At 55.7% G+C, this 25,591-nt stretch carries 28 protein-coding genes and 1 other annotated feature; of the genes, 18 read left to right on the top strand and 10 right to left on the bottom strand.

The genetic code is table 11. The annotated features are described in order from the left end of the window. Window positions 1–107: 107 nt before the first annotated feature. The gene (topA, locus tag ACWKXN_RS09980) at window positions 108–2,705 is read right to left on the bottom strand and encodes a type I DNA topoisomerase (RefSeq protein ID WP_033145741.1); all 2,598 of its coding nucleotides are present in this window, start codon (window positions 2,703–2,705) and stop codon (window positions 108–110) included. 399 nt (window positions 2,706–3,104) lie between these two features. On the opposite strand from topA, the gene ACWKXN_RS09985 reads away from it, so the two are divergent. Further along, window positions 3,105–3,356, top strand: coding sequence for a YciN family protein (locus ACWKXN_RS09985; protein ID WP_023312072.1), 252 nt, complete (start codon window positions 3,105–3,107; stop codon window positions 3,354–3,356). 34 nt (window positions 3,357–3,390) lie between these two features. On the opposite strand, the gene sohB is transcribed toward ACWKXN_RS09985, so the two are convergent. Beyond that, window positions 3,391–4,437, bottom strand: coding sequence for a protease SohB (gene sohB, locus ACWKXN_RS09990; RefSeq protein ID WP_048975113.1), 1,047 nt, complete (start codon window positions 4,435–4,437; stop codon window positions 3,391–3,393). A gap of 251 nt (window positions 4,438–4,688) precedes the next feature. Between sohB and ACWKXN_RS09995 the strand changes: the two genes are divergently transcribed. Together ACWKXN_RS09995 and cobO are read left to right on the top strand one after the other, a co-directional pair. Continuing rightward, window positions 4,689–5,450 (top strand): YciK family oxidoreductase, encoded by a 762-nt coding sequence (locus tag ACWKXN_RS09995; RefSeq protein WP_023335951.1) that lies wholly within the window; start codon window positions 4,689–4,691, stop codon window positions 5,448–5,450. After that, the gene (gene cobO / locus ACWKXN_RS10000; protein WP_023312075.1) at window positions 5,447–6,037 is read left to right on the top strand and encodes a cob(I)yrinic acid a,c-diamide adenosyltransferase; all 591 of its coding nucleotides are present in this window, start codon (window positions 5,447–5,449) and stop codon (window positions 6,035–6,037) included. The genes ACWKXN_RS09995 and cobO overlap by 4 nt, the downstream gene beginning before the upstream one ends. Window positions 6,038–6,072: 35 nt before the next feature. Here cobO and rluB read toward each other — a convergent pair whose 3' ends face one another. From rluB to rnm, 3 genes are all read right to left on the bottom strand, one after another. After that, window positions 6,073–6,948: a 23S rRNA pseudouridine(2605) synthase RluB gene (gene rluB / locus ACWKXN_RS10005; protein WP_023312076.1), complete on the bottom strand. Its 876-nt coding sequence runs from the start codon at window positions 6,946–6,948 to the stop codon at window positions 6,073–6,075. Window positions 6,949–7,044: 96 nt separating this feature from the next. After that, window positions 7,045–7,665: an L-threonylcarbamoyladenylate synthase gene (locus ACWKXN_RS10010; protein WP_003856793.1), complete on the bottom strand. Its 621-nt coding sequence runs from the start codon at window positions 7,663–7,665 to the stop codon at window positions 7,045–7,047. Next, window positions 7,662–8,543: an RNase RNM gene (rnm, locus tag ACWKXN_RS10015; RefSeq protein WP_063145422.1), complete on the bottom strand. Its 882-nt coding sequence runs from the start codon at window positions 8,541–8,543 to the stop codon at window positions 7,662–7,664. Before rnm ends, ACWKXN_RS10010 begins: the two co-directional genes overlap by 4 nt. A gap of 139 nt (window positions 8,544–8,682) precedes the next feature. Here rnm and trpL point away from each other — a divergent pair, with 139 nt between their 5' ends. The 9 genes from trpL to ACWKXN_RS10060 all read left to right on the top strand — a co-directional run bounded on the left by trpL (window position 8,683) and on the right by ACWKXN_RS10060 (window position 17,440). Further along, window positions 8,683–8,727: a trp operon leader peptide gene (gene trpL / locus ACWKXN_RS10020; protein ID WP_106993556.1), complete on the top strand. Its 45-nt coding sequence runs from the start codon at window positions 8,683–8,685 to the stop codon at window positions 8,725–8,727. Beyond that, window positions 8,704–8,797 (top strand) — a sequence feature (Trp leader region). (Overlaps the previous gene by 24 nt.) Window positions 8,798–8,820: 23 nt before the next feature. After that, complete coding sequence (locus tag ACWKXN_RS10025; RefSeq protein ID WP_063441935.1) at window positions 8,821–10,383, top strand: anthranilate synthase component 1; 1,563 nt, start codon at window positions 8,821–8,823, stop codon at window positions 10,381–10,383. After that, a complete protein-coding gene (trpD, locus tag ACWKXN_RS10030) occupies window positions 10,383–11,978 on the top strand; it encodes a bifunctional anthranilate synthase glutamate amidotransferase component TrpG/anthranilate phosphoribosyltransferase TrpD (protein ID WP_058841298.1) in 1,596 nt (531 codons plus the stop codon). Before ACWKXN_RS10025 ends, trpD begins: the two co-directional genes overlap by 1 nt. Before the next feature lie 3 nt (window positions 11,979–11,981). Continuing rightward, window positions 11,982–13,340, top strand: coding sequence for a bifunctional indole-3-glycerol-phosphate synthase TrpC/phosphoribosylanthranilate isomerase TrpF (gene trpCF, locus ACWKXN_RS10035; protein ID WP_454543737.1), 1,359 nt, complete (start codon window positions 11,982–11,984; stop codon window positions 13,338–13,340). A gap of 10 nt (window positions 13,341–13,350) precedes the next feature. Next, window positions 13,351–14,544: a tryptophan synthase subunit beta gene (gene trpB, locus ACWKXN_RS10040; RefSeq protein WP_047061021.1), complete on the top strand. Its 1,194-nt coding sequence runs from the start codon at window positions 13,351–13,353 to the stop codon at window positions 14,542–14,544. After that, entirely contained in the window at window positions 14,544–15,353 is an 810-nt protein-coding gene (trpA, locus tag ACWKXN_RS10045) for a tryptophan synthase subunit alpha (RefSeq protein WP_454543738.1), read from the top strand. Before trpB ends, trpA begins: the two co-directional genes overlap by 1 nt. A gap of 180 nt (window positions 15,354–15,533) precedes the next feature. After that, window positions 15,534–16,745 carry a selenium metabolism membrane protein YedE/FdhT gene (gene yedE / locus ACWKXN_RS10050; protein ID WP_454543739.1) on the top strand — a complete coding sequence of 404 codons (1,212 nt, stop codon included), beginning with the start codon at window positions 15,534–15,536 and terminating at the stop codon, window positions 16,743–16,745. Further along, window positions 16,742–16,975 carry a sulfurtransferase-like selenium metabolism protein YedF gene (yedF, locus tag ACWKXN_RS10055; RefSeq protein WP_003856774.1) on the top strand — a complete coding sequence of 78 codons (234 nt, stop codon included), beginning with the start codon at window positions 16,742–16,744 and terminating at the stop codon, window positions 16,973–16,975. Before yedE ends, yedF begins: the two co-directional genes overlap by 4 nt. A 126-nt stretch (window positions 16,976–17,101) precedes the next feature. Next, window positions 17,102–17,440 (top strand): hypothetical protein, encoded by a 339-nt coding sequence (locus ACWKXN_RS10060; RefSeq protein WP_071891551.1) that lies wholly within the window; start codon window positions 17,102–17,104, stop codon window positions 17,438–17,440. Between the two features lie 46 nt (window positions 17,441–17,486). Here the strand turns inward: ACWKXN_RS10060 and ompW are convergent, their stop codons facing one another. Further along, entirely contained in the window at window positions 17,487–18,119 is a 633-nt protein-coding gene (gene ompW, locus ACWKXN_RS10065) for an outer membrane protein OmpW (RefSeq protein WP_023312086.1), read from the bottom strand. Window positions 18,120–18,401: 282 nt separating this feature from the next. Between ompW and ACWKXN_RS10070 the strand changes: the two genes are divergently transcribed. The 4 genes from ACWKXN_RS10070 to yciA all read left to right on the top strand — a co-directional run bounded on the left by ACWKXN_RS10070 (window position 18,402) and on the right by yciA (window position 20,671). Then, window positions 18,402–18,806 (top strand): YkgJ family cysteine cluster protein, encoded by a 405-nt coding sequence (locus ACWKXN_RS10070; RefSeq protein WP_047651122.1) that lies wholly within the window; start codon window positions 18,402–18,404, stop codon window positions 18,804–18,806. A gap of 25 nt (window positions 18,807–18,831) precedes the next feature. Further along, a complete protein-coding gene (locus ACWKXN_RS10075; protein WP_032656704.1) occupies window positions 18,832–19,575 on the top strand; it encodes a YciC family protein in 744 nt (247 codons plus the stop codon). Window positions 19,576–19,631: 56 nt separating this feature from the next. Then, window positions 19,632–20,171, top strand: coding sequence for a septation protein A (locus tag ACWKXN_RS10080; protein WP_023312088.1), 540 nt, complete (start codon window positions 19,632–19,634; stop codon window positions 20,169–20,171). Window positions 20,172–20,275: 104 nt separating this feature from the next. After that, window positions 20,276–20,671 (top strand): acyl-CoA thioester hydrolase YciA, encoded by a 396-nt coding sequence (yciA, locus tag ACWKXN_RS10085; protein WP_008502796.1) that lies wholly within the window; start codon window positions 20,276–20,278, stop codon window positions 20,669–20,671. Window positions 20,672–20,710: 39 nt separating this feature from the next. Here the strand turns inward: yciA and tonB are convergent, their stop codons facing one another. After that, window positions 20,711–21,433 carry a TonB system transport protein TonB gene (gene tonB / locus ACWKXN_RS10090; RefSeq protein WP_058841307.1) on the bottom strand — a complete coding sequence of 241 codons (723 nt, stop codon included), beginning with the start codon at window positions 21,431–21,433 and terminating at the stop codon, window positions 20,711–20,713. Window positions 21,434–21,653: 220 nt separating this feature from the next. Between tonB and ACWKXN_RS10095 the strand changes: the two genes are divergently transcribed. Beyond that, on the top strand, window positions 21,654–21,950 hold the full coding sequence (locus ACWKXN_RS10095) for a YciI family protein (protein WP_023312090.1): 297 nt from the start codon (window positions 21,654–21,656) through the stop codon (window positions 21,948–21,950). A 41-nt stretch (window positions 21,951–21,991) separates the two neighbouring features. Here ACWKXN_RS10095 and ACWKXN_RS10100 read toward each other — a convergent pair whose 3' ends face one another. From ACWKXN_RS10100 to ACWKXN_RS10110, 3 genes are all read right to left on the bottom strand, one after another. Further along, entirely contained in the window at window positions 21,992–22,945 is a 954-nt protein-coding gene (locus ACWKXN_RS10100) for a bifunctional helix-turn-helix transcriptional regulator/GNAT family N-acetyltransferase (protein WP_454543740.1), read from the bottom strand. 94 nt (window positions 22,946–23,039) lie between these two features. Beyond that, window positions 23,040–23,675: a leucine efflux protein LeuE gene (leuE, locus tag ACWKXN_RS10105; RefSeq protein ID WP_033145755.1), complete on the bottom strand. Its 636-nt coding sequence runs from the start codon at window positions 23,673–23,675 to the stop codon at window positions 23,040–23,042. A gap of 109 nt (window positions 23,676–23,784) precedes the next feature. After that, window positions 23,785–23,958: a YciY family protein gene (locus tag ACWKXN_RS10110; protein ID WP_086379783.1), complete on the bottom strand. Its 174-nt coding sequence runs from the start codon at window positions 23,956–23,958 to the stop codon at window positions 23,785–23,787. Between the two features lie 144 nt (window positions 23,959–24,102). Here ACWKXN_RS10110 and cls point away from each other — a divergent pair, with 144 nt between their 5' ends. Next, window positions 24,103–25,563, top strand: coding sequence for a cardiolipin synthase (cls, locus tag ACWKXN_RS10115; RefSeq protein ID WP_029741729.1), 1,461 nt, complete (start codon window positions 24,103–24,105; stop codon window positions 25,561–25,563). Window positions 25,564–25,591: the final 28 nt, after the last annotated feature.

The following is a 25,591-nucleotide window of genomic DNA, read 5'->3' on the forward strand; positions in this document are numbered from 1 at the left end:
TATCATTTATAGCCTGACTGTATAGTACGGAACAAAAAATAATAACAAGGCAATAAAAAAGGGCCGGAAATCCGGCCCTTTTACAGGTAAGTTACGGTAAGGGAAGATTATTTCTTGCCTTCAACCCATTTGCCATCGACAAAGAAGGCTGACCATCCGGTCGCTTTACCCTCTTTCTCGGCCGCAACATACTGTTGCTTAGTTTTACGGCTAAACCGTACCACGGTTTTGTTGCCTTCCGGATCCTGCTGTGGCGCATCGGCCAGATAACGCAGTTTCTCAGGCAGACGATCGCGGAAGCGATGCAACTCTTCCACCAGCGGCGCGCGCGTTTCACGCGATTTCGGGAAGGTGTTGGCGGCCAGGAAGACACCTGCGGCACCATCACGCAGCACGAAGTACGCGTCGGATTTCTCGCACGGCAGTTCTGGCAGCGGAACCGGATCTTCCTTCGGAGGAGCCACTTCGCCGTTACGCAGAATTTTGCGCGTGTTTTTACACTCGTCGTTGGTACAGGCCATGTACTTACCGAAACGCCCCATTTTCAGGTGCATTTCAGAGCCGCACTTCTCGCATTCCACAATCGGGCCGTCATAGCCTTTAATGCGGAACTCGCCCTCTTCGATCTCATACCCGTCACACGTTGGGTTATTACCGCAGACGTGCAGCTTACGTTTTGGATCGATCAGGTAGCTGTCCATTGCCGTGCCGCATTTCTTGCAGCGGCGTTTGGCACGCAGAGCGTTAGTTTCCGCATCGTCACCCTCCAGCACGTTGAGAACTTCGTTCTCAGGCACCAGGTTGATGGTGGTTTTGCAGCGCTCTTTTGGTGACAGCGCATAGCCGGAGCAGCCAAGGAATACGCCCGTGGTTGCGGTGCGGATCCCCATCTTGCGGCCGCAGGTTGGGCAGTCGATGCTGGTCAGAACCATCTGGTTAGGCAGCATGCCGCCCTCTTCAGGGTCTTTCTCCGCTTTTTCAAGCTGGTCGGTAAAGTCGCTGAAGAAGCTGTCGAGTACCTTTTTCCATTCCGCCTGATGGCTGGCAACCTGGTCGAGGCTGTCTTCCATTTGCGCGGTGAAATCGTAGTTCATCAACTCGCGGAAGTTTGCTTCCAGACGGTCAGTGACGATCTCACCCATTTTTTCCGCATAGAAACGGCGGTTTTCAACGCGTACGTAGCCACGGTCCTGGATCGTCGAGATGATGGACGCGTAGGTCGATGGACGACCAATACCGCGTTTTTCCAGCTCTTTCACCAGGGACGCTTCACTGAAGCGCGCAGGCGGCTTGGTGAAGTGCTGGGCTGGCACGAGGTCAACCAGCGAGAGCTCATCCCCTTTATTTACCGCCGGCAGCGTTCGGTCTTCATCACCTTTACGCAGCGCTGGCATCACCTTCGTCCAGCCGTCGAAACGCAGGATACGACCGCGCGCTTTGAGACGGAACTCACCCGCACCAACGGTCAGCGTGGTGGAGTCGTACTGCGCTGGCGTCATCTGGCACGCCACGAACTGGCGCCAGATCAGCTGATACAGCTTCTGCGCGTCGGCTTCCATGTCTTTCAGCGATTCCGCTAACACCGAGACGTCAGAAGGACGAATCGCTTCGTGTGCTTCCTGAGAGTTCTCTTTGCTGGCGAACTGGTTAGCGCTTTCCGGCAGGTATTTCTTACCGAAATTGTCACTGATGTAGCCGCGCACCATGCTGACCGCGTCCTGGCTCAGGTTGGTTGAGTCGGTACGCATGTAGGTGATGTAGCCCGCTTCATACAGGCGCTGCGCCATCATCATGGTCTTCTTCACGCCATAACCCAGACGCGTGCTTGCAGCCTGTTGCAGCGTGGAGGTAATAAACGGTGCCCCCGGCTTGCTGCTGGTCGGTTTGTCTTCACGTTCCAGCACCTGATAGCGTGCTTTTTCCAGCAGCGCTACGGCGGCCATGGTCTGGTCGCGGTTTTCTGGACGGAAAGGCTTGTCGTTGTGATGGCTCACCTGCAGCGGCAGAGCGTCACCGCCCGGCGTGGTCACATTGGCATCGACTTCCCAGAACTCTTCCGGCACGAAGGCTTTAATTTCGCGCTCACGCTCAACGACCAGACGCACGGCGACGGATTGCACACGCCCTGCGGACAGGCCACGGGCAATCTTCTTCCACAGCAGTGGAGAGACCATGTAGCCCACAACGCGGTCCATAAAGCGACGAGCCTGCTGTGCGTTTACGCGGTCAATATTCAGTTCGCCCGGCTTCTCAAACGCCTGACGAATCGCATTCTTCGTAATTTCGTTAAACACTACACGGCTGTAGCGTTTGTCATCACCACCGATCACTTCCCGCAGGTGCCACGCAATGGCTTCCCCTTCGCGGTCAAGGTCGGTTGCGAGATAGATGTGGTCTGCTTTTTCAGCAAGCTGCTTCAGCTCGTTAACGACTTTTTCTTTCCCGGGCAGCACTTCATATTGTGCATCCCAGTTATGCCATGGGTTAACACCCATGCGGTTGACAAGCGCGCTACGTTCATCCTTTTTAGGCTTTTTAGCCCCTTTGGTGGAGGTAGAGTCTGCGCTCTTTTTGCTGGCTGAGCCACTGGTCGGCAAATCGCGGATATGACCGACGCTGGACTTAACCACGTAGTCATTACCCAGATACTTATTGATCGTTTTGGCTTTTGCCGGGGACTCAACGATGACGAGAGCTTTACCCATATTCACCTTTACCTAATTTAATTCTTCCAGGAATACGCCGCACGTTGATTTCCCTTCCGCTGACGACGAGCCAATGATATTGCGACTGCGTCAGGAGATATCAACCCCTTTGACTTACCGGACGTTAATGAGAAGACGCCCAGGTGATTGAGTTTTCGGGTATTTTTCTCACATCTCGTGTAATTCGTGACGAATTCCCGGTTGAATGTCAAGCAATTCTGTTGCCAGAATGACGAAAGCGCACACTCTACCTGATAAAATTCGTTACGCAACTTTATTAGCATGCAAAAGCAGATCCCGCCAGCCAGGACCCTGCACCTTATCCCCTCACATTACAGGGAAAATTTGCCCCCAAAGCGCCCTCGGCGTAGACTATTGTCACTGTTTAAGGAGTGGATTATGCAGAATACGACCCAACCTATTGACCGAGCCTCTCTGCTTATCGAAGCAAACAAGCTTATCCGTGACCATGAAGATACGCTGGCGGGCATTGAAGCCACCGGCGTAGAGCAGCGTAATGGCGTGCTGATTTTCAGCGGCGAATACTTCCTTGACGAACAGGGTTTACCGACCCCGAAAAGCACCGCCGTGTTTAACATGTTCAAATACCTGGCGCATACGCTTTCAGAGAAATATCACCTGGTCGATTAACGCAAAACGCGAGGCATATGCCTCGCGTTTTTGTTTACAGCAGCGGTTTTTGTCCGCGCTGAAGCCAGCGCAGCAGCAGACGGTCCGCGCTTTCTGCGGCACTGTTGGTAAAGCGGTCAAGGAGTCGCTTACGCTGGGTAAAGCGCACGCCCACCAGTTCCCGGCCTTCCATCAGATTGAGCAGCAGATCGTCGCTGGTTCCGACTTCATCCACCAGCCCTTTCTCCTGCGCCTGGACGCCGTACCAGTGCTCGCCCGTCGCGACCTGTTCAATGTCGAGCGTTGGGCGCATACGGTGTACAAAATCTTTAAAGAGATGATGCGTTTCGTTGAGATCTTCGCGGAATTTTTGACGCCCTTCTTCCGTGTTTTCCCCCAGCAGCGTCAGGGTACGTTTGTATTGACCCGCCGTGTGAAGTTCGATATCAATCTCTTTATTTTTCAGGAAGCGGTTAAAGTTCGGAATTTGCGCGACCACGCCGATCGAGCCAATAATGGAGAACGGCGCGGCAACAATTTTGTCCGCCACGCAGGCCATCATGTAGCCACCGCTCGCGGCCACTTTATCCACGGCAACGGTCAGCGGGATCTGTTTTTCACGCAGGCGCTGCAGCTGTGAGGCGGCCAGTCCGTAACCGTGAACGACCCCGCCCGGGCTTTCAAGACGCACGACAACCTGATCCTGCGGTGTCGCCACGGCCAGAACGGCAGTCACTTCTTCCCGCAGAGAAGACACTTCATGCGCATCCATACTGCCTTTAAAATCGAGCACATAGACGCGCGGCGTGGCCTTATCCTGCGGCGCATTGAGCTTTGCTTTTGCCTTTGCCGCTTTGGCTTCCTGTTTATGCTTTTTCTTCTGCGCTTTCTGCCAGAGTTTCTGTTGATGACTATCAAGCAGCGCCAGAGACATCTCTTCCTGCATCTCTTTATACTGCTCGCTCAGGCGGGTGATGCGTAACTCCCCACGCTGACGCTTGCGCTGCGTCAGGTTGGCAATCAGAACGGCAACCACCGCAATGGCAACCACCACCGTCGCGATTTTGGCCAAAAACAACCCATATTGAGAAAGTAATTCCACGCGTTCCACCTTGATTTAACCACGAATCTTTCACGGCAGTGTACAACAGCCCTGCCCATGCGTCTCGCTCGTGACATTACCTCTGCGAGCCGCCTTCAGGAATCCCCGGACTGGAGTTTAAATATTTGCAAATTGTTAATTTTACAGTAATGCGTCCTGTAGACTGATTGAATTATTAGGCTAATTCGGGCATAAAGCCGAAAAGTCATCATAAAGGCGCCATTGCGTCACCGGTCGCCTGAGGAGTCACCGTGCATTATCAACCGCAAAAAAATCTGCTGCAAAATCGGATTATTCTTGTCACCGGTGCCAGCGACGGGATTGGCCGCGAGGCAGCCCTGACATACGCCGAATATGGCGCCAACGTCATTCTGATCGGGCGCAACGAAGAAAAACTGAAAAACGTCGCCCAGGAGATTGAGGCCGTATGCGGCACGCCGGCCCCGTGGTATACGCTCGATTTACTGACCTGCACGCCTGCGGTGTGCCAGGAATTAGCCCAGCGCATCAGCGCTCACTATCCGAGACTCGACGGCGTGCTGCATAACGCCGGTTTGCTAGGTGAAGTGCGTCCGATGGATGAACAGGATCCAGATATCTGGCAGCAGGTGATGCAGGTCAACGTCAACGGCACGTTTTTCCTCACACAGGCATTGCTTCCTTTATTACTCAAATCCGAGTCCGGGTCCCTGGTCTTTACCTCGTCCAGCGTTGGCCGTGAAGGACGCGCAAACTGGGGAGCCTATGCCGTATCAAAATTCGCGACCGAAGGCATGATGCAGGTGCTGGCGGAGGAGTACCAGAACCGCCATCTGCGCGTAAACTGCATTAACCCGGGCGGTACGCGCACCAAAATGCGCGCCAGCGCGTTCCCGAGCGAAGATCCGCAGAAGCTGAAAACCCCGGCAGACATTATGCCGCTCTATCTCTGGCTGATGGGCGACGACAGCCGCCGCAAAACCGGGATGACCTTTGACGCCCAGCCGGGACGTAAACCAGGAATTTCGCAATGAGTGAAGAACGCCATCAGCAGCGCCAGCAGCGTCTGAAAGAACAGGTCGATGCGCGCGTCGCGGCAGCCCAGGACGAACGTGGGATCGTCATCGTTTTTACCGGCAACGGAAAAGGGAAAACCACCGCCGCATTCGGCACGGCGACACGCGCCGTTGGACACGGTCAAAAAGTGGGCGTGATCCAGTTTATCAAAGGCGAATGGCCCAACGGTGAGCGGAATTTACTTGAGCCTCACGGCGTTGAGTTTCAGGTGATGGCGACCGGGTTTACGTGGGATACTCAGAACCGGGAAACCGACACCGCCGCCTGTCTCGCCGTCTGGGAGCATGCAAAGAGAATGCTAGCCGATCCCTCGCTGAATATGGTTCTGCTGGATGAGATCACCTACATGGTCGCCTACGACTACCTGCCGCTGGAAGCCGTGCTGGATGCTCTGAAGAATCGTCCTGTACACCAGACGGTTATCGTTACGGGGCGCGGATGTCATCGGGATATTCTGGAGATGGCCGATACCGTCAGCGAGCTGCGTCCGGTCAAACATGCGTTTGATGCAGGCATCAAAGCGCAAATTGGAATTGATTACTAAAGAAAAAAGCCCGGTTCGTTGACCGGGCTTTTATATTAACCGTTGTTGTTACGGCTGCCGGAACGGCGACTGCTGCTCACCTGGCTGTGTCGCTTCACCGCGCGACGGATCTGATTCGCCTTCATGCGACGACGATCTTTTTCCACCGCCACTTTTGAGGTGGTTTCCGGCGTCAGGCCGACCAGCTCGCGCAGGTAGTTGGTTTGGGTCAGATCCAGTTCGGTATACCCACCGCGCGGCAGACCTTTCGGCAGCAGAATGTCGCCGTAACGGACGCGGATCAGGCGGCTAACCTGCACGCCTACCGCTTCCCAGAGACGACGAACTTCGCGGTTACGGCCTTCGGTCAGGGTCACGTTGTACCACTGGTTAATGCCTTCCCCACCGGTAAACTTGATGGTTTTGAACGCCGCAGGACCGTCCTCCAGCTGAACGCCACGCGACAGATCGCGCAGTTTATTTTCGTCAACCTGGCCAAATACGCGCACCGCGTATTCACGTTCCACTTCACGGCTTGGGTGCATCAGACGGTTTGCCAGTTCACCATCGGTGGTGAACAGCAGCAGACCGCAGGTGTTCACGTCCAGACGGCCGACGGCAATCCAGCGAGCGCCACGCAGTTTAGGCAGACGGTCAAACACCGTCGGACGACCTTCCGGGTCGTTGCGGGTGCACAGCTCGCCTTCCGGCTTGTAGTAAGCCAGCACGCGGCAGATCTGTTCAGCGGACTCTTTAACGGAGATAAGATGACCGTCGATGCGGATCTTCAGCCCCGGTACGATTTCTACGCGGTCACCCAGCGTGGCGATTTTACCGTCCACACTCACGCGGCCCGCTTCAATAATGGCTTCGATTTCACGGCGTGAACCGTGGCCGGCACGCGCCAGCACTTTCTGTAACTTCTCGCTCATTGAGCTTCCTCAGGTGTCGCCTTCACAGGCGTCGAATCAGGTCAAAAGAGGGCTGAGCCCTGCTTTGATGGCCGCGTAGTATATCTGCTTATACCTTTACAAGAAAGGCTTTACGTCACCCACGCCTTCACGAATCACTTCCGGTGCATCTTCGGTTAAGTCGACCACGGTGGTCGGCTGCTGGCCGAGATAGCCGCCGTGAATAATCAGCTCGACCACCTTCTCCAGACGATCTTTGATCTCTTCCGGGTCGGACTCGGTAAACTCGCTTCCGGGCAGCATCAGCGAGGTAGAAAGCATCGGTTCGCCGAGGGTTTCCAGCAGCGCCTGCGCAATCGGGTTCGACGGCACGCGCATGCCGATGGTTTTGCGTTTCTCCTGCAGCAGACGACGCGGTACTTCCTTCGTGCCCTTCAGGATGAAGGTGTAGTTGCCCGGCGTGTTGTTCTTAATCAGGCGAAACGCCACGTTATCAACATACGCATAGGTCGACAGCTCAGAGAGATCGCGGCACATCAGGGTAAAGTTATGGCCGTCCGGCAGCTGGCGAATACGGCAAATGCGTTCCATTGCCCCTTTATCTTCAATTTTACAGCCCAGCGCGTAGCCTGAATCGGTCGGGTAGACAATCACGCCGCCTTTGCGGACGATCTCCACGGCCTGGTTGATCAGACGTGGCTGCGGGTTATCCGGATGGATATAGAAAAACTGACTCATACTTCCCTCTCTTCAATTTGCTGCGGCTGTTCCCAGAGCTGCCAGACCGGCTCAACGCCAGCGGGCAACCAGAGCTTGCGCCCCAGTTCGATCCACGCGCAGGGCTGATGGAAATCAGAGCCCTGTGACCCAAGCAGGCCGAACTGGCGGGCATAGGTCGCGAGCTGCGCGCGCTCGTTGGGCGCCTGCTGACACTGGGCGACTTCCATCGCCTCGCCACCGCATTCGGCAAAGTGTGCCAGCAGCCTTTTCAGCCATTTAGCAGAAAGATTATACCGCCCAGGATGGGCCAGCACGGCCTTACCGCCAGAATGATGAATCACATCAATAGCTTGTTTTATTGTACACCACTGTGGCGGAACGTATCCGGTTTTACCGCGCGCCAGATACTTTTTAAAGACGTCCGCCATGGTCGTCGCTTTCCCCGCTTCGACCAGAAAACGGGCGAAATGACCGCGGGTGACAGCCCCGCCGTTCGCCATCTTTTGCGCCCCTTCCAGCGCGCCCGGAATATGCGCCTTTTCGAGACGCTCGCCGATCATCTCTGCACGCTGATTGCGGCGCGTTTTTTGTTCTTGCAAAAATGCAACAAGTGCCGGATGGTCTATATCGATGTTCAGGCCAACGATATGAATCTCATGGTTTTCCCAGACGGTTGAGATCTCGACGCCGGACACCAGATTCAGCGCCAGCCCGCTGCGGGCGATCTCGGCGCGCGCCGCCGGAATGGCATCTGTCGTATCGTGATCGGTTATCGCCAGCGTGCCGACACGCATTTCAACGGCGCGATGAACCAGGGCTTCGGGTGTCAGCAGGCCGTCAGAGGCCTGAGTATGGCTGTGTAAATCATAAATAATGGCGTAGGTGGTATCGCTCAAAGCACTTCCCATAACAGGTTGGAGACATCCGAAAACACCATGATACCGACTTAACGCGAAATTCTGAAATCAAGGGTTGACAACTTGCCATCGAACTAGTTAACTAGTACGCAAGTTCACACGAGAAAGGTATCTGAAAATGACCGCACATTTCACTCTGCACGGCTGGTGGCGCACTTCCTGATCTTCGGGCAGTGTCACGCGTCTGCGAAATGCAAACAGATACCCGCCCGCTACCCAGCGGGCTTTTTTTTGAACAAAATATGAGAACAACAACATGCAAACAGCCAAACCTCATCTCGAACTGCTGACCTGCGAGGCGGCCTATCGCCACAACCCGACCGCGCTGTTTCATCAGGTGTGCGGGGCACGTCCGGCGACGCTGCTGCTGGAATCGGCGGATATCGACAGCAAGGACGATCTCAAAAGCCTGCTGCTGGTCGATAGCGCGCTGCGCATTACCGCTTTAGGTGACACTGTCACCATCAAAGCATTATCAGACAATGGCGCATCGCTGCTGCCGCTGCTGGATGCCGCCCTGCCGTCAGGCATTGAAAATGAACGCCATCCAGAAATGCGCATTCTGCATTTCCCGCCGGTGAGCCAGCTGCTGGACGAAGACGCGCGCCTCTGCTCCCTGTCCGTTTTCGATGCCTTCCGCCTGCTGCAGAATCTGGTCACCGTGCCGGAAGACGAGCGTGAGGCGATGTTCTTCGGCGGGCTGTTTGCCTACGACCTGGTCGCCGGTTTTGAAGATTTGCCGGAAACCGAGCAGGGTAATCGCTGCCCGGACTATTGCTTCTATCTGGCTGAAACGCTGCTGGTGATCGACCACCAGAAGCAATACACCCGCATCCAGGCAAGCCTGTTCACGCCGTCTGCCGCTGAGAAAAACCGTCTTGAACACCGCATCGCTCAGCTGCAGCATCAGATGACGGAAGCGCCGCCCGCGCTGCCGGTGCAGCGCGTGGAGAAAATGACCTGCGACGTTAACCAGACTGACGATCAGTATGGCGCCGTGGTTCGCCAGATGCAAAAAGCGATTCGCGCCGGGGAAATTTTCCAGGTCGTGCCGTCCCGTCGCTTCTCGCTGCCCTGCCCGTCGCCGCTCGCAGCCTACGACGTGCTGAAAAAGAGTAACCCAAGCCCTTACATGTTCTTCATGCAGGACAACGAATTCACGCTGTTCGGCGCCTCGCCGGAAAGCTCGCTGAAGTACGACGCCACCAGCCGTCAGATTGAGATCTACCCGATTGCCGGAACCCGTCCGCGCGGGCGTCGCGCCGATGGCTCGCTTGACCGGGATCTGGACAGCCGCATCGAGCTGGAGATGCGTACCGACCACAAAGAACTCTCCGAGCACCTGATGCTGGTTGACCTGGCGCGTAACGATCTGGCACGCATTTGTACTCCCGGCAGCCGCTACGTGGCGGACCTGACCAAAGTTGACCGCTATTCGTTCGTGATGCACCTGGTCTCCCGCGTGGTCGGCGAGCTGCGCCACGATCTCGACGTGCTGCACGCCTACCGCGCCTGCATGAACATGGGCACCCTGAGCGGCGCGCCGAAAGTACGCGCCATGCAGCTGATTGCCGCCGCCGAAGGACGCCGTCGCGGCAGCTACGGCGGCGCGGTGGGTTACTTCACCGCCCACGGCGATCTCGATACCTGCATCGTAATCCGCTCCGCCTACGTTGAAGACGGTATTGCCACCGTTCAGGCGGGTGCCGGGATTGTTCTTGATTCTGTTCCGCAGTCTGAAGCTGACGAAACGCGCAGTAAAGCCCGTGCGGTCCTTCGCGCCATTGCTACCGCACACCATGCACAGGAGATTTTCTGATGGCTGACATTCTGCTGCTCGATAATATCGACTCCTTTACCTATAACCTGGCAGATCAGCTGCGTGCGAATGGCCACAACGTCGTTATCTACCGCAACCACGTTCCTGCGCAGACCCTGATTGACCGTCTGGCCACCATGCAAAACCCGGTGCTAATGCTCTCCCCGGGGCCAGGCGCGCCGAGCGAAGCCGGCTGTATGCCGGAGCTGCTGACTCGTATGCGCGGCAAACTGCCAATCGTCGGCATCTGCCTCGGCCATCAGGCGATTGTTGAAGCCTATGGCGGCTACGTCGGCCAGGCGGGTGAGATCCTGCACGGTAAAGCGTCCAGCATTGAACATGACGGCCAGGCGATGTTTGCCGGCCTGCCGAACCCGCTCCCGGTCGCGCGCTATCACTCGCTGGTTGGCAGCAATATTCCCGCCGGGCTGACGATCAACGCCTCGTTTGAAGGCATGGTGATGGCGGTGCGCCACGATGCGGACCGCGTCTGCGGCCTGCAGTTCCACCCGGAATCGATCCTGACCTCCCACGGCGCCCGCCTGCTGGAGCAGACGCTCGACTGGGCGTTACAGAAGCTGGAGCAGACCAATACCCTGCAGCCGATTCTGGAAAAACTGTATCAGGCGCAGACCCTGAGCCAGCAGGAGAGCCATCAGCTCTTCTCCGCCGTGGTTCGCGGCGAGCTGAAGCCTGAGCAGCTTGCAGCCGCGCTGGTGAGCATGAAGGTGCGCGGCGAAAGCCCGCAGGAGATTGCCGGTGCCGCCACGGCACTGCTGGAAAATGCCGCCCCGTTCCCGCGCCCGGACTATCAGTTTGCGGATATCGTCGGTACCGGCGGTGACGGCAGTAACAGCATCAATATCTCAACCGCCAGCGCCTTCGTGGCGGCGGCGTGTGGTTTGAAGGTCGCGAAGCACGGTAACCGCAGCGTTTCCAGCCGGTCAGGTTCTTCCGATCTGCTCGCCGCATTCGGTATTAACCTCGATATGAACGCCGAGCGTTCCCGTGAAGCGCTGGATGACCTGGGCGTCTGCTTCCTGTTTGCGCCGAAGTACCACACCGGTTTCCGCCACGCGATGCCGGTTCGTCAGCAGCTCAAAACCCGCACGCTGTTTAACGTGCTCGGCCCGCTGATCAACCCGGCTCATCCGCCGCTGGCGCTGATTGGCGTTTACAGCCCTGAGCTGGTTCTGCCGATTGCCGAGACGCTGCGCGTGCTGGGTTATCAGCGTGCCGCCGTGGTGCACAGCGGCGGTATGGATGAGGTTTCTCTTCATGCGCCAACGCTGGTGGCCGAACTGCGCGACGGCGAAATCCTGAGCTATCAGCTGGACGCTGCCGACTTCGGCCTCGCGCCATACCATCAGGAAGCGCTGGCAGGCGGTACGCCGGAAGAAAACCGTGACATTCTCACGCGCTTATTACAAGGTAAAGGAGAGGTCGCCCATGAGGCCGCCGTTGCTGCCAACGTCGCCATGCTGATGCGTTTGCACGGTGAGGAAGACCTGAAGGCCAACGTTCAAAAAGTTCTGGATGTACTGCGCTCCGGTGCAGCTTACGATCGCGTTACCGCACTTGCGGCAAGAGGGTAAAGAATGCAGACCGTTTTAGCGAAAATCGTTGCCGATAAGGCCATCTGGGTGGAAGCCCGCAAGCAACAGCAGCCGCTTGCCAGTTTCCAGAATGACGTCGTCCCGAGCAGCCGTCGTTTCTATGACGCCCTGCGGGGTACGCGCACCGCGTTTATTCTTGAGTGCAAAAAAGCGTCCCCGTCCAAAGGCGTTATTCGTGACGATTTCGACCCGGCGCGTATTGCCGGCGTTTATAAGCATCATGCTTCAGCCATCTCCGTGCTGACGGATGAGAAATATTTTCAGGGCAGCTTCGATTTTCTGCCCATCGTCAGCGGCATAGCGCCGCAGCCGATCCTGTGCAAAGACTTTATTATCGACCCGTATCAGATCTGGCTGGCGCGTTTTTACCAGGCCGACGCCTGCCTGCTGATGCTCTCGGTGCTCGACGACGAGCAGTATCGCCAGCTTTCCGCTGTGGCGCACAGCCTGAACATGGGCGTACTGACCGAAGTGAGCAACGAAGAGGAGCTGGAGCGCGCGATTGCGCTGGAAGCCAAAGTGGTCGGCATTAACAACCGCGATCTGCGCGACCTGTCCATTGACCTTAACCGTACGCGTCAGCTGGCACCGCGTCTGGGGTCTGGCGTCACGGTGATCAGCGAATCCGGCATTAACAGCTACGCCCAGGTGCGCGAGCTGAGCCACTTCGCCAACGGTTTCCTGATTGGCTCCGCCATGATGGAACATGACGATCTCAATGCGGCCGTGCGTCGCGTGCTGCTGGGTGAAAACAAAGTCTGCGGCTTAACACGCGAACAGGATGCCCAGGCCGCGTATGAAGCCGGGGCGATTTATGGCGGGCTGATCTTTGTGGACTCCTCTCCTCGCGCGGTCAGTGAAGAGCAGGCGCGTAAGGTCATCGCAGCGGCTCCGCTCAGCTACGTGGGCGTTTTCCGCAACGCAGATATTGCAGACGTTGCGGCCAAAGCCGACGCGTTATCCCTGAGCGCGGTGCAGCTCCACGGCGATGAAGACCAGAGCTACATCGATGCCCTGCGCGCCGCGCTGGCACCACAGGTGCAGATCTGGAAAGCGCAAAGCGTTGGCGATACGTTGCCCTCGCGTAACCTAAACCACGTGGATAAATACGTCCTCGATAACGGCCAGGGCGGTACCGGCCAGCGTTTTGACTGGTCGCTGCTGAACGGCGAAAAGCTGGACAACGTCCTGCTGGCGGGTGGATTAGGCCCGGATAACTGCGTAGAAGCCGCTAAAACCGGCTGCGCAGGCCTCGATTTCAATTCAGGCGTAGAGTCCCAACCGGGTATCAAAGATGCCAGCAAGCTGGCCTCGGTTTTTAAAACTCTGCGTGCATATTAAGGAAGAGAAGATGACGACATTACTTAACCCGTATTTTGGTGAGTTCGGCGGGATGTACGTCCCGCAAATCCTGATGCCCGCGCTGCGCCAGCTGGAAGAAGCGTTTGTCAGCGCGCAGAAAGACCCGGCGTTTCAGGCTGAATTTACCGACCTGCTGAAAAATTACGCCGGTCGTCCGACCGCGCTGACCAAATGCCGCAACCTGACGGAAGGCACCAAAACCACGCTGTATCTGAAGCGTGAAGACCTGCTGCACGGCGGCGCGCATAAAACTAACCAGGTGCTGGGCCAGGCGCTGCTCGCGAAGCGTATGGGCAAAACCGAAATCATCGCCGAAACCGGTGCGGGTCAGCACGGCGTGGCCTCTGCGCTTGCCAGCGCCCTGCTCGGTCTGAAATGCCGCATCTATATGGGAGCGAAAGACGTTGAGCGTCAGTCTCCGAACGTCTTCCGTATGCGTCTGATGGGAGCGGAAGTGATCCCGGTGCACAGCGGCTCCGCGACGCTGAAGGATGCCTGTAACGAAGCGCTTCGCGACTGGTCTGGCAGCTATGAAACCGCGCACTATATGCTCGGTACCGCGGCGGGCCCGCACCCGTTCCCGACTATCGTGCGCGAATTCCAGCGCATGATCGGTGAAGAGACCAAAGCGCAGATCCTCGAAAAAGAGGGGCGTCTGCCGGATGCGGTGATCGCCTGCGTTGGCGGCGGATCTAACGCCATCGGCATGTTCGCAGACTTTATCGACGACGCCAGCGTCGGCCTGATTGGCGTAGAGCCTGCCGGTCACGGCATTGAATCGGGTGAACACGGCGCGCCGCTGAAGCATGGCCGCGTGGGGATCTACTTCGGGATGAAATCCCCGATGATGCAAACCGATGAGGGTCAGATTGAAGAGTCTTACTCTATTTCTGCCGGCCTCGACTTCCCGTCCGTCGGGCCACAGCATGCGTTCCTGAACAGTACCGGCCGCGCGGACTATGTCTCCATTACCGATGACGAAGCGCTGGAAGCCTTTAAAACGCTGTGCCGCAGCGAAGGGATCATCCCGGCGCTGGAGTCTTCGCACGCCCTGGCGCACGCGCTGAAAATGATGAAAGAAAACCCGGAAAAAGAGCAGCTGCTGGTGGTGAACCTTTCCGGACGCGGTGACAAAGATATCTTCACCGTTCACGATATTCTGAAAGCACGAGGGGAAATCTGATGGAACGCTACGACAACGTATTTGCAGAGCTGAAATCCCGCCAGGAAGGCGCGTTCGTTCCCTTCGTCACCCTGGGCGATCCGGGCCCGGAACAGTCGCTGAAGATCATCGACACCCTGATTGAGGCTGGTGCCGACGCGCTGGAGCTGGGTATTCCGTTCTCCGATCCGCTGGCGGATGGCCCGACCATCCAGAACGCGACGCTGCGCGCATTCGCCTCCGGTGTGACACCGACCCAGTGCTTCGAGATGCTGGCGGCGATTCGCCAGAAGCACCCGACCATTCCGATTGGCCTGCTGATGTACGCCAACCTGGTGTTCAACCGCGGTATCGATGAGTTTTACGCCGAGTGCGCCCGCGTGGGCGTCGACTCCGTTCTGGTGGCAGACGTGCCGGTCGAGGAATCTGCGCCATTCCGTCAGGCGGCCATGCGCCATAACGTCGCCCCGATTTTCATCTGCCCGCCGAACGCCGATGACGCCCTGCTGCGCCAGATTGCCTCTTACGGACGCGGCTATACCTACCTGCTCTCCCGCGCGGGCGTGACCGGTGCCGAGAAAAAAGCCGCACTGCCGCTGCATCATCTGGTGGAGAAGCTGGCCGAGTATCATGCCGCGCCTCCGCTGCAGGGATTCGGGATTTCCTCCCCGGATCAGGTCACCGCAGCGGTTGACGCGAAGGCGGCAGGTGCCATCTCCGGCTCCGCGATTGTGAAGATCATCGAAAAGAACGTGGACAAGCCAGAGCAGATGCTGGCCGAGCTGAAAGCGTTTGTGACCGTAATGAAAGCGGCGACGCGTAAAGCATAACCTCTCTACCGTCTGGCTTCCTGCCAGACGGTTACCCTTCCTTCCACACCTTCTACAACGGATTACCTCAAAATTGATCCCGTCGATATTTTCGGCGTGAATGGCTTTCCATTCTGGCGTGCAAGCGTATGATCTGGACTCTTTTTTATCTTTAATCCTTCTGAGTTCAGAGGCTTATTCATGTCATGGCACGCCTTCAAACAGACTTACCTGGTTAAGTTCTGGTCACCTGTTCCGGCCGTTATCGCGGCAGGCATTCTCTCTACCTACTATTTCGGCATCACCGGCACCTTCTGGGCCGTGACCGGCGAGTTCACCCGCTGGGGTGGTCAATTGCTACAGCTCGCTGGCGTGCATACCGAAGAGTGGGGTTACTTTAAACTCATCCATCTGGATGGCACACCGCTCACCCGCATCGACGGGATGATGATCGTCGGCATGTTCGGCGGCTGTTTCGCGGCGGCGCTGTGGGCAAACAACGTTAAGTTGCGGATGCCCAAAAGCCGTATTCGCATAATGCAGGCGGTAGTCGGCGGTATCATTGCCGGGTTTGGCGCCCGTCTGGCGATGGGCTGTAACCTGGCCGCTTTCTTTACGGGTATTCCTCAGTTTTCGCTTCACGCCTGGTTCTTTGCAGTCGCCACGGCCATCGGCTCTTACTTCGGTGCCAAATTTACCCTGCTGCCGCTGTTCCGCATTCCGGTGAAAATGACAAAAGTCAGCGCAGCGTCTCCGTTAACCCAGAAGCCGGACCAGGCGCGTCGCCGTTTCCGCCTCGGTATGCTGGTCTTTTTGGCTATGGTCGCCTGGGCGCTTTGCACTGCGATGAATCAGCCCAAACTCGGCCTGGCGATGCTGTTCGGCGTGGGTTTTGGTCTGCTCATTGAACGCGCGCAGATCTGCTTTACCTCCGCGTTTCGCGATATGTGGATCACCGGCCGCACGATGATGGCAAAGGCGATTATCGCCGGGATGGCGGTCAGCGCCATCGGTATCTTCAGCTATGTTCAGCTGGGCGTTGAACCGAAAATCATGTGGGCTGGCCCTAACGCGGTGATTGGCGGCCTGCTGTTTGGCTTCGGGATTGTGCTGGCTGGCGGGTGTGAAACCGGCTGGATGTACCGCGCCGTTGAAGGTCAGGTGCATTACTGGTGGGTGGGCCTGGGAAATGTTATCGGCTCGACGATCCTGGCGTACTTCTGGGACGATCTGTCCCCGGCGCTTGCCACGAACTGGGACAAGGTCAACCTGCTGAGCACCTTCGGCCCTCTCGGCGGCCTGCTGGTCACCTACGCCCTGCTGCTGGTCGCTTTTTTACTGGTTGTCGCGCAGGAGAAACGCTTCTTCCGTCGCGCGAGTGTTAAAACAGAAACCCAGGAGAATGCTGCATGAAAGAGATCGTGCCCGATTACCGTCTGGATATGGTTGGTGAACCCTGCCCTTATCCGGCTGTTGCCACGCTTGAAGCCCTACCGCAGCTCAAAAAAGGGGAAATTCTGGAAGTGGTCAGCGACTGTCCGCAGTCCATCAACAACATTCCGCTGGATGCGAAAAACCACGGCTACACGGTGCTGGATATCCAGCAGGATGGCCCGACCATTCGCTATTTGATTCAAAAATGATCGCTAAGGGCCTCGCGAGGGGCCTTTATCCCATTGAATTACAAGACATCTTGATCCACGGCAAAAACGCGATCTTTGACTTAAGTAAAATCTCACTTCCCTTTTGAAGGAGGTTTTCGCGGTTTGATGTATTTACGAGCTTTACTGGTTTTCGCCTTATTAATTCCCTTCCATGCGCTGCCCCTGAATTTCTCTTCTACCTTCCTGCGCCTTAATTGTCCGCAAAGAGGACTTGTCGAGGTCATTCTGCACGTTTATGACCATACCCAGGAGCGATGGCACGGTCATTTTGAAACCGGTGCGGGACATAAACGTGCGGGAGATACCGAAATCATCCCGTTTGCCAACGGCGATATTCTTTTTCATTCCCTGTCCAGCGACGCTTTCAGCTATTTATATGATGGGGAAAATATCCTGAGGCACTGCGTAAAGCTTGATGAGCGGCCGGTTTATCCGTCGTTTTGAAGTGAGCAAAGCAAACTGGCCACCCTGTGGCCAGTTTGACGGGGGATCAGAAACGATAACCCGCAGAGAACATAAACACCCACGGATCCAGGCGAGTATTGATACTTTGCTGCTGACCGCCCGCCTTGAAGCGTACGTCCGTATCAATATCCATGTACCAGACCGAGGCGTTAATCAGCCAGTCGCGGTTAATCAGATAGTCCAGACCGACCTGCCCCGCCATACCCCACGAATCTTTCAGGCTGAGGTCAGTCAGACCGGCCTCTTTACCGGTATCGTTAAACTTCTCGTCGAAGAAGGTGGTGTAGTTCACACCGGCGCCAATATAAGGACGCACCTTGCTGCTGGCATCGCCAAAGTACCATTGCGCCATCAGCGTTGGCGGTAAATGGTGAACCGTAGCGATATCACCGGTTGCGCCCAGACCCACGCGATGACGGAACGGCGTTGCAGCCAGAAGCTCAACACCAACGTTTTCCGTCGCCATATAGGTGAACGTTAACCCTAACTGGGTGTTATTACTGACGTTAAAACCGCCCATACCCAGCACGTTATCCGATCCTTCAGTCGGGCGAACCGTAGCCGAACCGGCACGAATAAAGAATTCGCCTGCTTCATGCGCATACGCGCCGCCAGAGAGACTGCTTAATACAAGGGCTGCCACCGCTAATTTTTTCATATCCGCTCCATCGTTGTGGTTTTAATCGCGGATGAGAATATACTCACAAATGAGTAATAAGTGATCTGCTACAGATCACATTAAAACCAGTAACTTAACATTCATTGATCTGGATTAATTTTTTGTTACGCATCCAAAAGCGATAAGTTGTTTCCATGTCAATTTTTGGCATTTCACGGTTACAAAATTTTCCCTTTTTCCCCTCTTGCTCTTCCTCTGACGGCTGGATAATTTATCGCTCTCACAAGTTGATTTGATGCGTTCTTCTTTTGCAGGTGTGCCATGAGTGATATCAACCCGTGCATGACGTGCGGAGCCTGTTGTGCGTATTTTCGAGTCTCTTTCTACTGGGCCGAAGCCAGCGATGGCGGCGGTACCGTTCCGGTTCATCTTACTGAGCCGTTAACGCCCTTTCTGCGCTGCATGAGCGGCACAAACCAAAAGCAGGCCCGCTGCGTAGCGCTACAGGGTGAGCCAGGGGTCTCTACCCGGTGTTCTATCTATGATGACCGGCCCAGCCCGTGCCGGGAATTTGCCATGTCGGGGGAAGATGGGCAGGTCAACGAAGCCTGCAATCGCGCCCGGGCGCGCGTTGGATTACCGCCGCTTTACAAAGATATGCTTTTCCATACAAGCCTTGATGCTGCCACAGCAGGTGCATCCGGTGTACAATTGCCGGCTAATTAACACCTGCAATACTCAAGGAGAGTGCATGTCTATCACGGCGAAGTCTGTCTACCGTGACACGGGAAACTTTTTCCGCAATCAGTTCATAACCTTTTTACTGATCGCGTTGCTATGTGCCTTTATCACGGTGGTGCTGGGCCATGCCTTCTCACCGAGTGAAGAACAGATTGCCAGCCTGAGCCAGGGCGACCATCTTGCCGGAAGCGTGGGGCTGTTTGAACTGGTGCAAAACATGACGCCGGAGCAGCAGCAAATTCTGCTGCGGGCGTCTGCCGCGTCCACGTTCTCGGGCCTGATCGGTAATGCGGTTCTGGCGGGCGGCGTTTTGCTGATGATTCAGCTGGTCTCGGCGGGTCACCGGGTCAGCGCCTTACGGGCGATTGGTGCGAGTGCGCCAGTCTTACCTAAGCTGTTTATTCTGATCTTTTTAACCACCATGCTGGTGCAAATGGGGATTATGCTGGTGGTGGTGCCGGGCGTATTACTGGCTATCGTGCTCTCATTTGCGCCTGTGATGGTGGTGCAGGATAAAATGGGGATTTTTACCGCGATGCGCAGCAGCATCAGACTGGCATGGGCTAATATGCGTCTGGTGGCTCCCGCCGTGATCGGCTGGCTGCTCGCCAAAACGCTCCTGCTGTTGTTTGCACCGAATTTTGCGGTATTAACGCCGAACGTTGGCGCGGTAGTGGCGAATACGCTGAGCAATCTGATTTCAGCGGTACTGCTGGTCTATCTGTTCCGCCTGTATATGTTAATTCGTCAGTAATCCTGAGGCGGGCGGCATCGCTGCCTCCCGCCCCGCTCAGAAGATGGAATCACAGAATGAAGCAGTTTCTTGATTTTTTACCGCTCGTGGTCTTTTTTGCTTTTTATAAGCTGTACGATATTTATGCCGCGACTACTGCGCTGATCGTTGCGACCGCTGTTGTACTCATCTACAGCTGGGTGCGCTATCGCAAAGTCGAAAAGATGGCGCTGATAACGTTCGTCCTGGTCGCCGTATTCGGCGGGCTTACTCTGTTCTTCCACAATGATGAATTTATTAAGTGGAAAGTGACCGTTATTTACGCGCTGTTTGCGGGCGCATTGTTAATTAGCCAGTGGGTCATGAAAAAGCCGCTGATCCAGCGCATGCTGGGCAAAGAGCTGACGCTGCCTCAGGAAGTCTGGTCCCGTCTGAATATCGCCTGGGCGGTCTTCTTTATTCTCTGTGGTCTTGCCAATATCTATATTGCCTTCTGGCTGCCGCAGAATATCTGGGTCAACTTTAAGGTCTTCGGCCTGACCGCGCTGACGCTTATCTTCACGCTGTTAAGCGGCGTATACATCTATCGCCACATGCCGCAGGACGACAAGCACTGATTAATGACTGACCAGAACGTCTATGACAGGCGTTCTGGTCTATTCTCTCCGCTGTGAAATCATAGTAGCATCCCGCCTGAAGTCTTCCGTTACGAGTTAAAACAATGACAACAACTAACGCCCCGCAGGGCGAACTGGTTTTACGCACACTGGCAATGCCCGCTGACACCAATGCCAATGGCGATATTTTTGGCGGCTGGCTGATGTCGCAGATGGATATGGGCGGCGCAATTCTGGCAAAAGAGATTGCCCACGGGCGCGTGGTGACTGTGCGAGTGGACGGCATGACCTTCCTGCGCCCGGTTGCGGTGGGAGATGTGGTTTGCTGCTACGCGCGCTGCGTCAAACGCGGCAATACCTCTATTTCAATCAACATCGAAGTGTGGGTTAAGAAAGTCTCTTCTGAACCCATTGGGCAGCGTTATAAGGCCACTGAAGCGCTGTTTATTTATGTTGCAGTGGATAGCGAGGGAAAACCTCGTCAACTTCCGCAGGCCTGATTGACAGGCAAAAAAAAAGCCTCCATCAGGAGGCTTTTTTTATTCCATCTGCGCCCCGCCGTTCAGGCGGAAAACAATATTCACAATCAGTCCGCTGCCCGGTTTTCCGGCTTCATAGCGCCATCTGCGCATCGCCGATTTCACTTCGCGCTCAAACATATTGGAAGGCTGAGCGGACAAGATTTCCACGTTATCCACGCGGCCATCGGCAGTGACGTCAAATTTAACCCGTACGCGGCCTTCAATACGTAAGGCCTGCGCTCGCGCCGGATATTGAGGCTGGTTGCGACTCAGCGCGCGCGGGCCCGCAGGGGCACTGACTGTCGGCTTAGGCGCGGTTGCGGTGTTATTCATCACCGGACGCGAAGGCGCCGCATTCTCGACCGTCTGGGTCGCACGCGGTTCAACCGGACGTTCCTCGCGTTTCGGACGCTCCTCGACCTTCTTCACCGGTTTTGGCTTCGGCTTAGGTTTTGGCTTCGGTTCAGGCTTGTGGATCACCACCGGCGCTTCCTTCGGTGGCGGCGGAACAGGCTCGGGCTCTGGCTCAGGTTCAGCCACCGGCTGCGGTGGCGGAGGTGCAGCCTGCGGCGGTTCGAGATCCGCTGGCGATACCATCGTCACCGAAATCGGCTGCGCGGGCGCGGGCATTTCAATAACCTGATGAACCGAGGTATACAGCAAACCCGCCACAACAGCACCGTGAATCACGACAGAAAGCAGCGTCGGCCAGGGGAAGCGGCGAGGTAAATCAAGGGTCATCGAAGTCATAATCATCAACGTTAAAAAACCGAACACTGATTTTAAATGCAAATAGCAATCATATTCAATAAGACACTTTGTTCTGGCGCAACTTTAGCGCATGAGAGGCCAAAAAAGGCGCATTCAGATCAGGGTATTAACATTGTTTTTATTTTACATTGCAGTCGTTTGCCCTTTCACATAACGTAACTGACACTTTTACCGGTTAAGGAGCTTCGCCGTGTTTTACGTGATTTACTCTGAAGATGTTGCTGATTCGCTCGAAAAACGCCAGTCTGTGCGCCCTGCGCATCTGGCACGTTTGCAGCTGCTCCAGGATGAAGGCCGTTTACTGACCGCCGGCCCTATGCCTGCAGTAGACAGCAACGATCCTGGCGCCGCCGGTTTTGCCGGTTCCACAGTGATTGCTGAGTTTGAATCTCAGGAAAGCGCTCAGGCATGGGCTGACGCAGATCCGTATGTTGCCGCAGGTGTATATGCGAAAGTGACGGTTCGACCATACAAGAAAGTGTTCTGATACCAAAGCGGCTCCGAAAGGAGCCTTTTTTATAGTAGAGGTTACGCGTCTCTGCGCCGGGTAAACTGCTGCTCCGTTATAAGGGTTCCCCACTGATCGCCCTCCCACTCCTTGACGAGCGTAAATCCAAACGATTCGTATAAACGCCGTGCGGCGGTCAGCTTATGGAATGTCCAGAGATGCACAGCAGAGAAACCAGCGCTGTCGCAAAAGCGCATCGCATCGGTCAGCAGTTTTTCCCCCACCCCGTGTCCCCGGCAGCCATCGTCGAGAATAAACCAGCGAAGATGCGCTTCACCCGGCGCTAAATCCTCGCCATCTATCGCCACTGACCCCACTATCCTGCCGTTCATCACCGCCAGCCAGATCTGGTTGCATGGCTTATCCAGGCGGTCACTAAATTCTGCAACCCCTGCGGCCACTTTAGCCTCAAAAAAACGGCCAAAATGATGCTCGCGCGCGTAATAGACCCCGTGCATCTCCGCGACACGGCCAATCATGCCGGGAATATATCCCTGCACTATCGTGAGCTCGTCGGGCCGCGTGTCGCTGCCTGTCTTACGGCACGCCAGCAGCGCGTTGGCATAAAGGGAAAGTCCCTGAGAAATGGTCTGCTGCTGCGCAGGAGCCAGACTCTTTATTGCTGAGACCACGCGCTCGTTGCTAAAGGTATTAATTTTACTGACCGTCTCATGACCTTTCGCGGTCAGCCTGAGACTCTTCGCTCTCGCATCTTCAGGTGAAGTCACTTCCTCGAGTTCGCCCGCGGTAATCAGGCGAGCCAACATCCTGCTGACGCTGGATTTATCCAGGCCCAGCAGCTGCACCAGCTGACTCGCCGTCATCTCTTTGCGTAGGGCTATTTCGACCAGGGTATGGACGGCCGACGGTGAGTAATTCGTTGAGGCCAGGGTCGAGGCCATAAAACCTAACTCTCGCACCATAAGGCGCGAGGAACGTCGAATAACACTGACTACCGGGGTTTCGCTGTGCATGTTGTGCCCTCATCATTTAGTTGCACTATACAACTAAATAGTGAAGGGTTGTCAAACATAATAAAAAAGGCTCCCTCAGGAGCCTTTCAAACCATCAATGCAGCGACGCTAGCCTCGCCGCAAACCCGACAAACAGCAGCCCTATCAGCCCGTTCCCCAGCTTTGCCAGTTTCTTTTTCGTTTTCAGATAACGCGTGACAAACGCGCCGGAGAAGATCAGGAAGCTCATGTACATAAAGCTTATCAACTCCAGCGTCGTCGCGAGGATCAGGAAAGAAGTTCCGGTACTCTGTGCATTCACGTCAATGAACTGAACGAAGAACGATACGTAGAACAGAATCGCTTTGGGATTGGTCAGGCTTAATACCAGCGAACGTTTCATGATCATACTGGCCGGTTCGGGGCCGCTCTCATTCGCATTTTTCTGGCGGTTCACCACTGACCAGAGCATTTTGCCACCCAGCCAGAGCAGATAGAAAGCCCCGAGATAGCGCACGATATTAAACAGTACCGGCGTGGTCTGGATTAATGCCGCGACGCCCGCCCAGGCCAGAAACATCAGCACCGCATCGCCGATAAACACGCCCGTGGCGGCAAGATACCCTTTTTTAACGCCGTGACCGATCCCGGTTTTTAGCACAAACAGGGTATTCGGCCCTGGCACCAGCACGATAAAAAACGCGCCGACAACATACGTCCAGAAATTCAGTACGCCAAACTCCGCAAACACTTCTCCCTCCTTTTGCTAAACACAACAGGAATATCGCTGCAAATACGCTATTCCTAAAAAATCAGACGCTATAAAATCAGCGGGCACCCGTTACGGTGCCCTCATGGTTTCAGATATCCTGGACTGCGAACAGCAACGCATTGCGGTGCCTGGTCAATCCACATTTTCTGATGGCGTGAATACGCATATTGCGGCGGGATTGTGCTTCCAGCCAACGAGCCTTGCGACGACTCACCTGTCGCAACATGCGCCAGCGCCCTACTTCTGTTCTACTGCGCTTCATGTCTACAACTCTTTAACTTACAGAGTCGCCATTATAAACCCAACCCGGCAGCAAACCAGTGCTTTTACCTGGCGTTTTTATTTGCCAGATGAATCCTGATGCGTACACTCATAACAATACGCTTTCAAAAGGATTTTTTTACCTATGACAACCTTCTACACCGTGGTGAGTTGGCTGGTCATTTTGGGATACTGGCTGTTAATCGCGGGTGTGACATTACGCATCCTGATGAAGCGCAGAGCCGTACCCTCTGCCATGGCCTGGCTTCTAATCATTTATATCCTCCCGCTGGTGGGAATTATTGCCTATCTCTCTTTCGGCGAGCTTCATCTGGGTAAACGCCGCGCCGAGCGCGCCCGTGCCATGTGGCCCTCCACCGCGAAGTGGCTGAACGATCTTAAGGCCTGCAAACATATTTTTGCCGAGGAGAACAGCAGCGTCGCCTCCTCACTGTTTAAGCTGTGTGAGCGCCGTCAGGGGATTGGCGGCGTTAAAGGCAATCAACTGCAGCTGCTGACCTCGTCCGACGACGTCATGCAGGCGTTAATCCGCGATATTCAGCTGGCTCGTCATAATATCGAGATGGTTTTTTATATCTGGCAGCCCGGCGGGATGGCTGACCAGGTCGCTGAGTCGCTGATGGCCGCCGCGCGGCGCGGCATTCATTGCCGCCTGATGCTTGACTCCGCGGGTAGCGTGGCATTTTTCCGTAGCCCGTGGGCGGGCATGATGCGTAATGCCGGGATCGAAGTGGTTGAAGCGCTGAAGGTAAATCTCCTGCGCGTGTTTCTGCGCAGGATGGATCTCCGTCAGCATCGCAAAATGATCATGATCGATAACTATATTGCCTACACCGGCAGCATGAATATGGTTGACCCGCGCTTCTTCAAACAGGACTCGGGCGTAGGTCAATGGGTTGATTTGATGGCGCGAATGGAGGGGCCGATTGCCACCTCGATGGGCATCGTTTATTCCTGCGACTGGGAAATAGAAACCGGCAAGCGTATCCTGCCGCCACCGCCGGACGGCAATATTATGCCGTTTGAAGAGGCCAGCGGTCACACCATTCATACCATTGCTTCCGGGCCGGGCTTCCCGGAAGACTTAATCCATCAGGCGCTGCTGACAGCAACCTACTCGGCGCGTGAATATCTGATCATGACGACGCCCTACTTTGTCCCCAGCGACGACCTCCTGCACGCGATCTGTACCGCCGCGCAGCGCGGTGTCGATGTGAGCATCATTTTGCCACGCAAAAATGACTCCCTACTGGTGGGCTGGGCCAGCCGGGCATTCTTTAGCGAACTGCTGGCCGCAGGGGTAAAAATTTATCAGTTTGAAGGCGGATTGCTCCACACCAAGAGCGTTCTCGTCGACGGTGAGCTGAGCCTGGTGGGCACGGTCAACCTGGATATGCGCAGCCTGTGGCTTAACTTTGAAATCACGCTGGTCATTGATGATGCTGGCTTTGGCGGCGACCTTGCGGCGGTGCAGGATGATTATATCTCCCGCTCGCGGCTGCTGGATGCCAGACTGTGGGTAAAACGTCCGATGTGGCAGAGAATTGCCGAACGACTGTTTTACTTCTTTAGTCCGTTGCTGTAAAACGTGCCCAACGATGTTAAACAGGTAG

Source organism: Enterobacter sp. UPMP2060 (assembly GCF_053709655.1).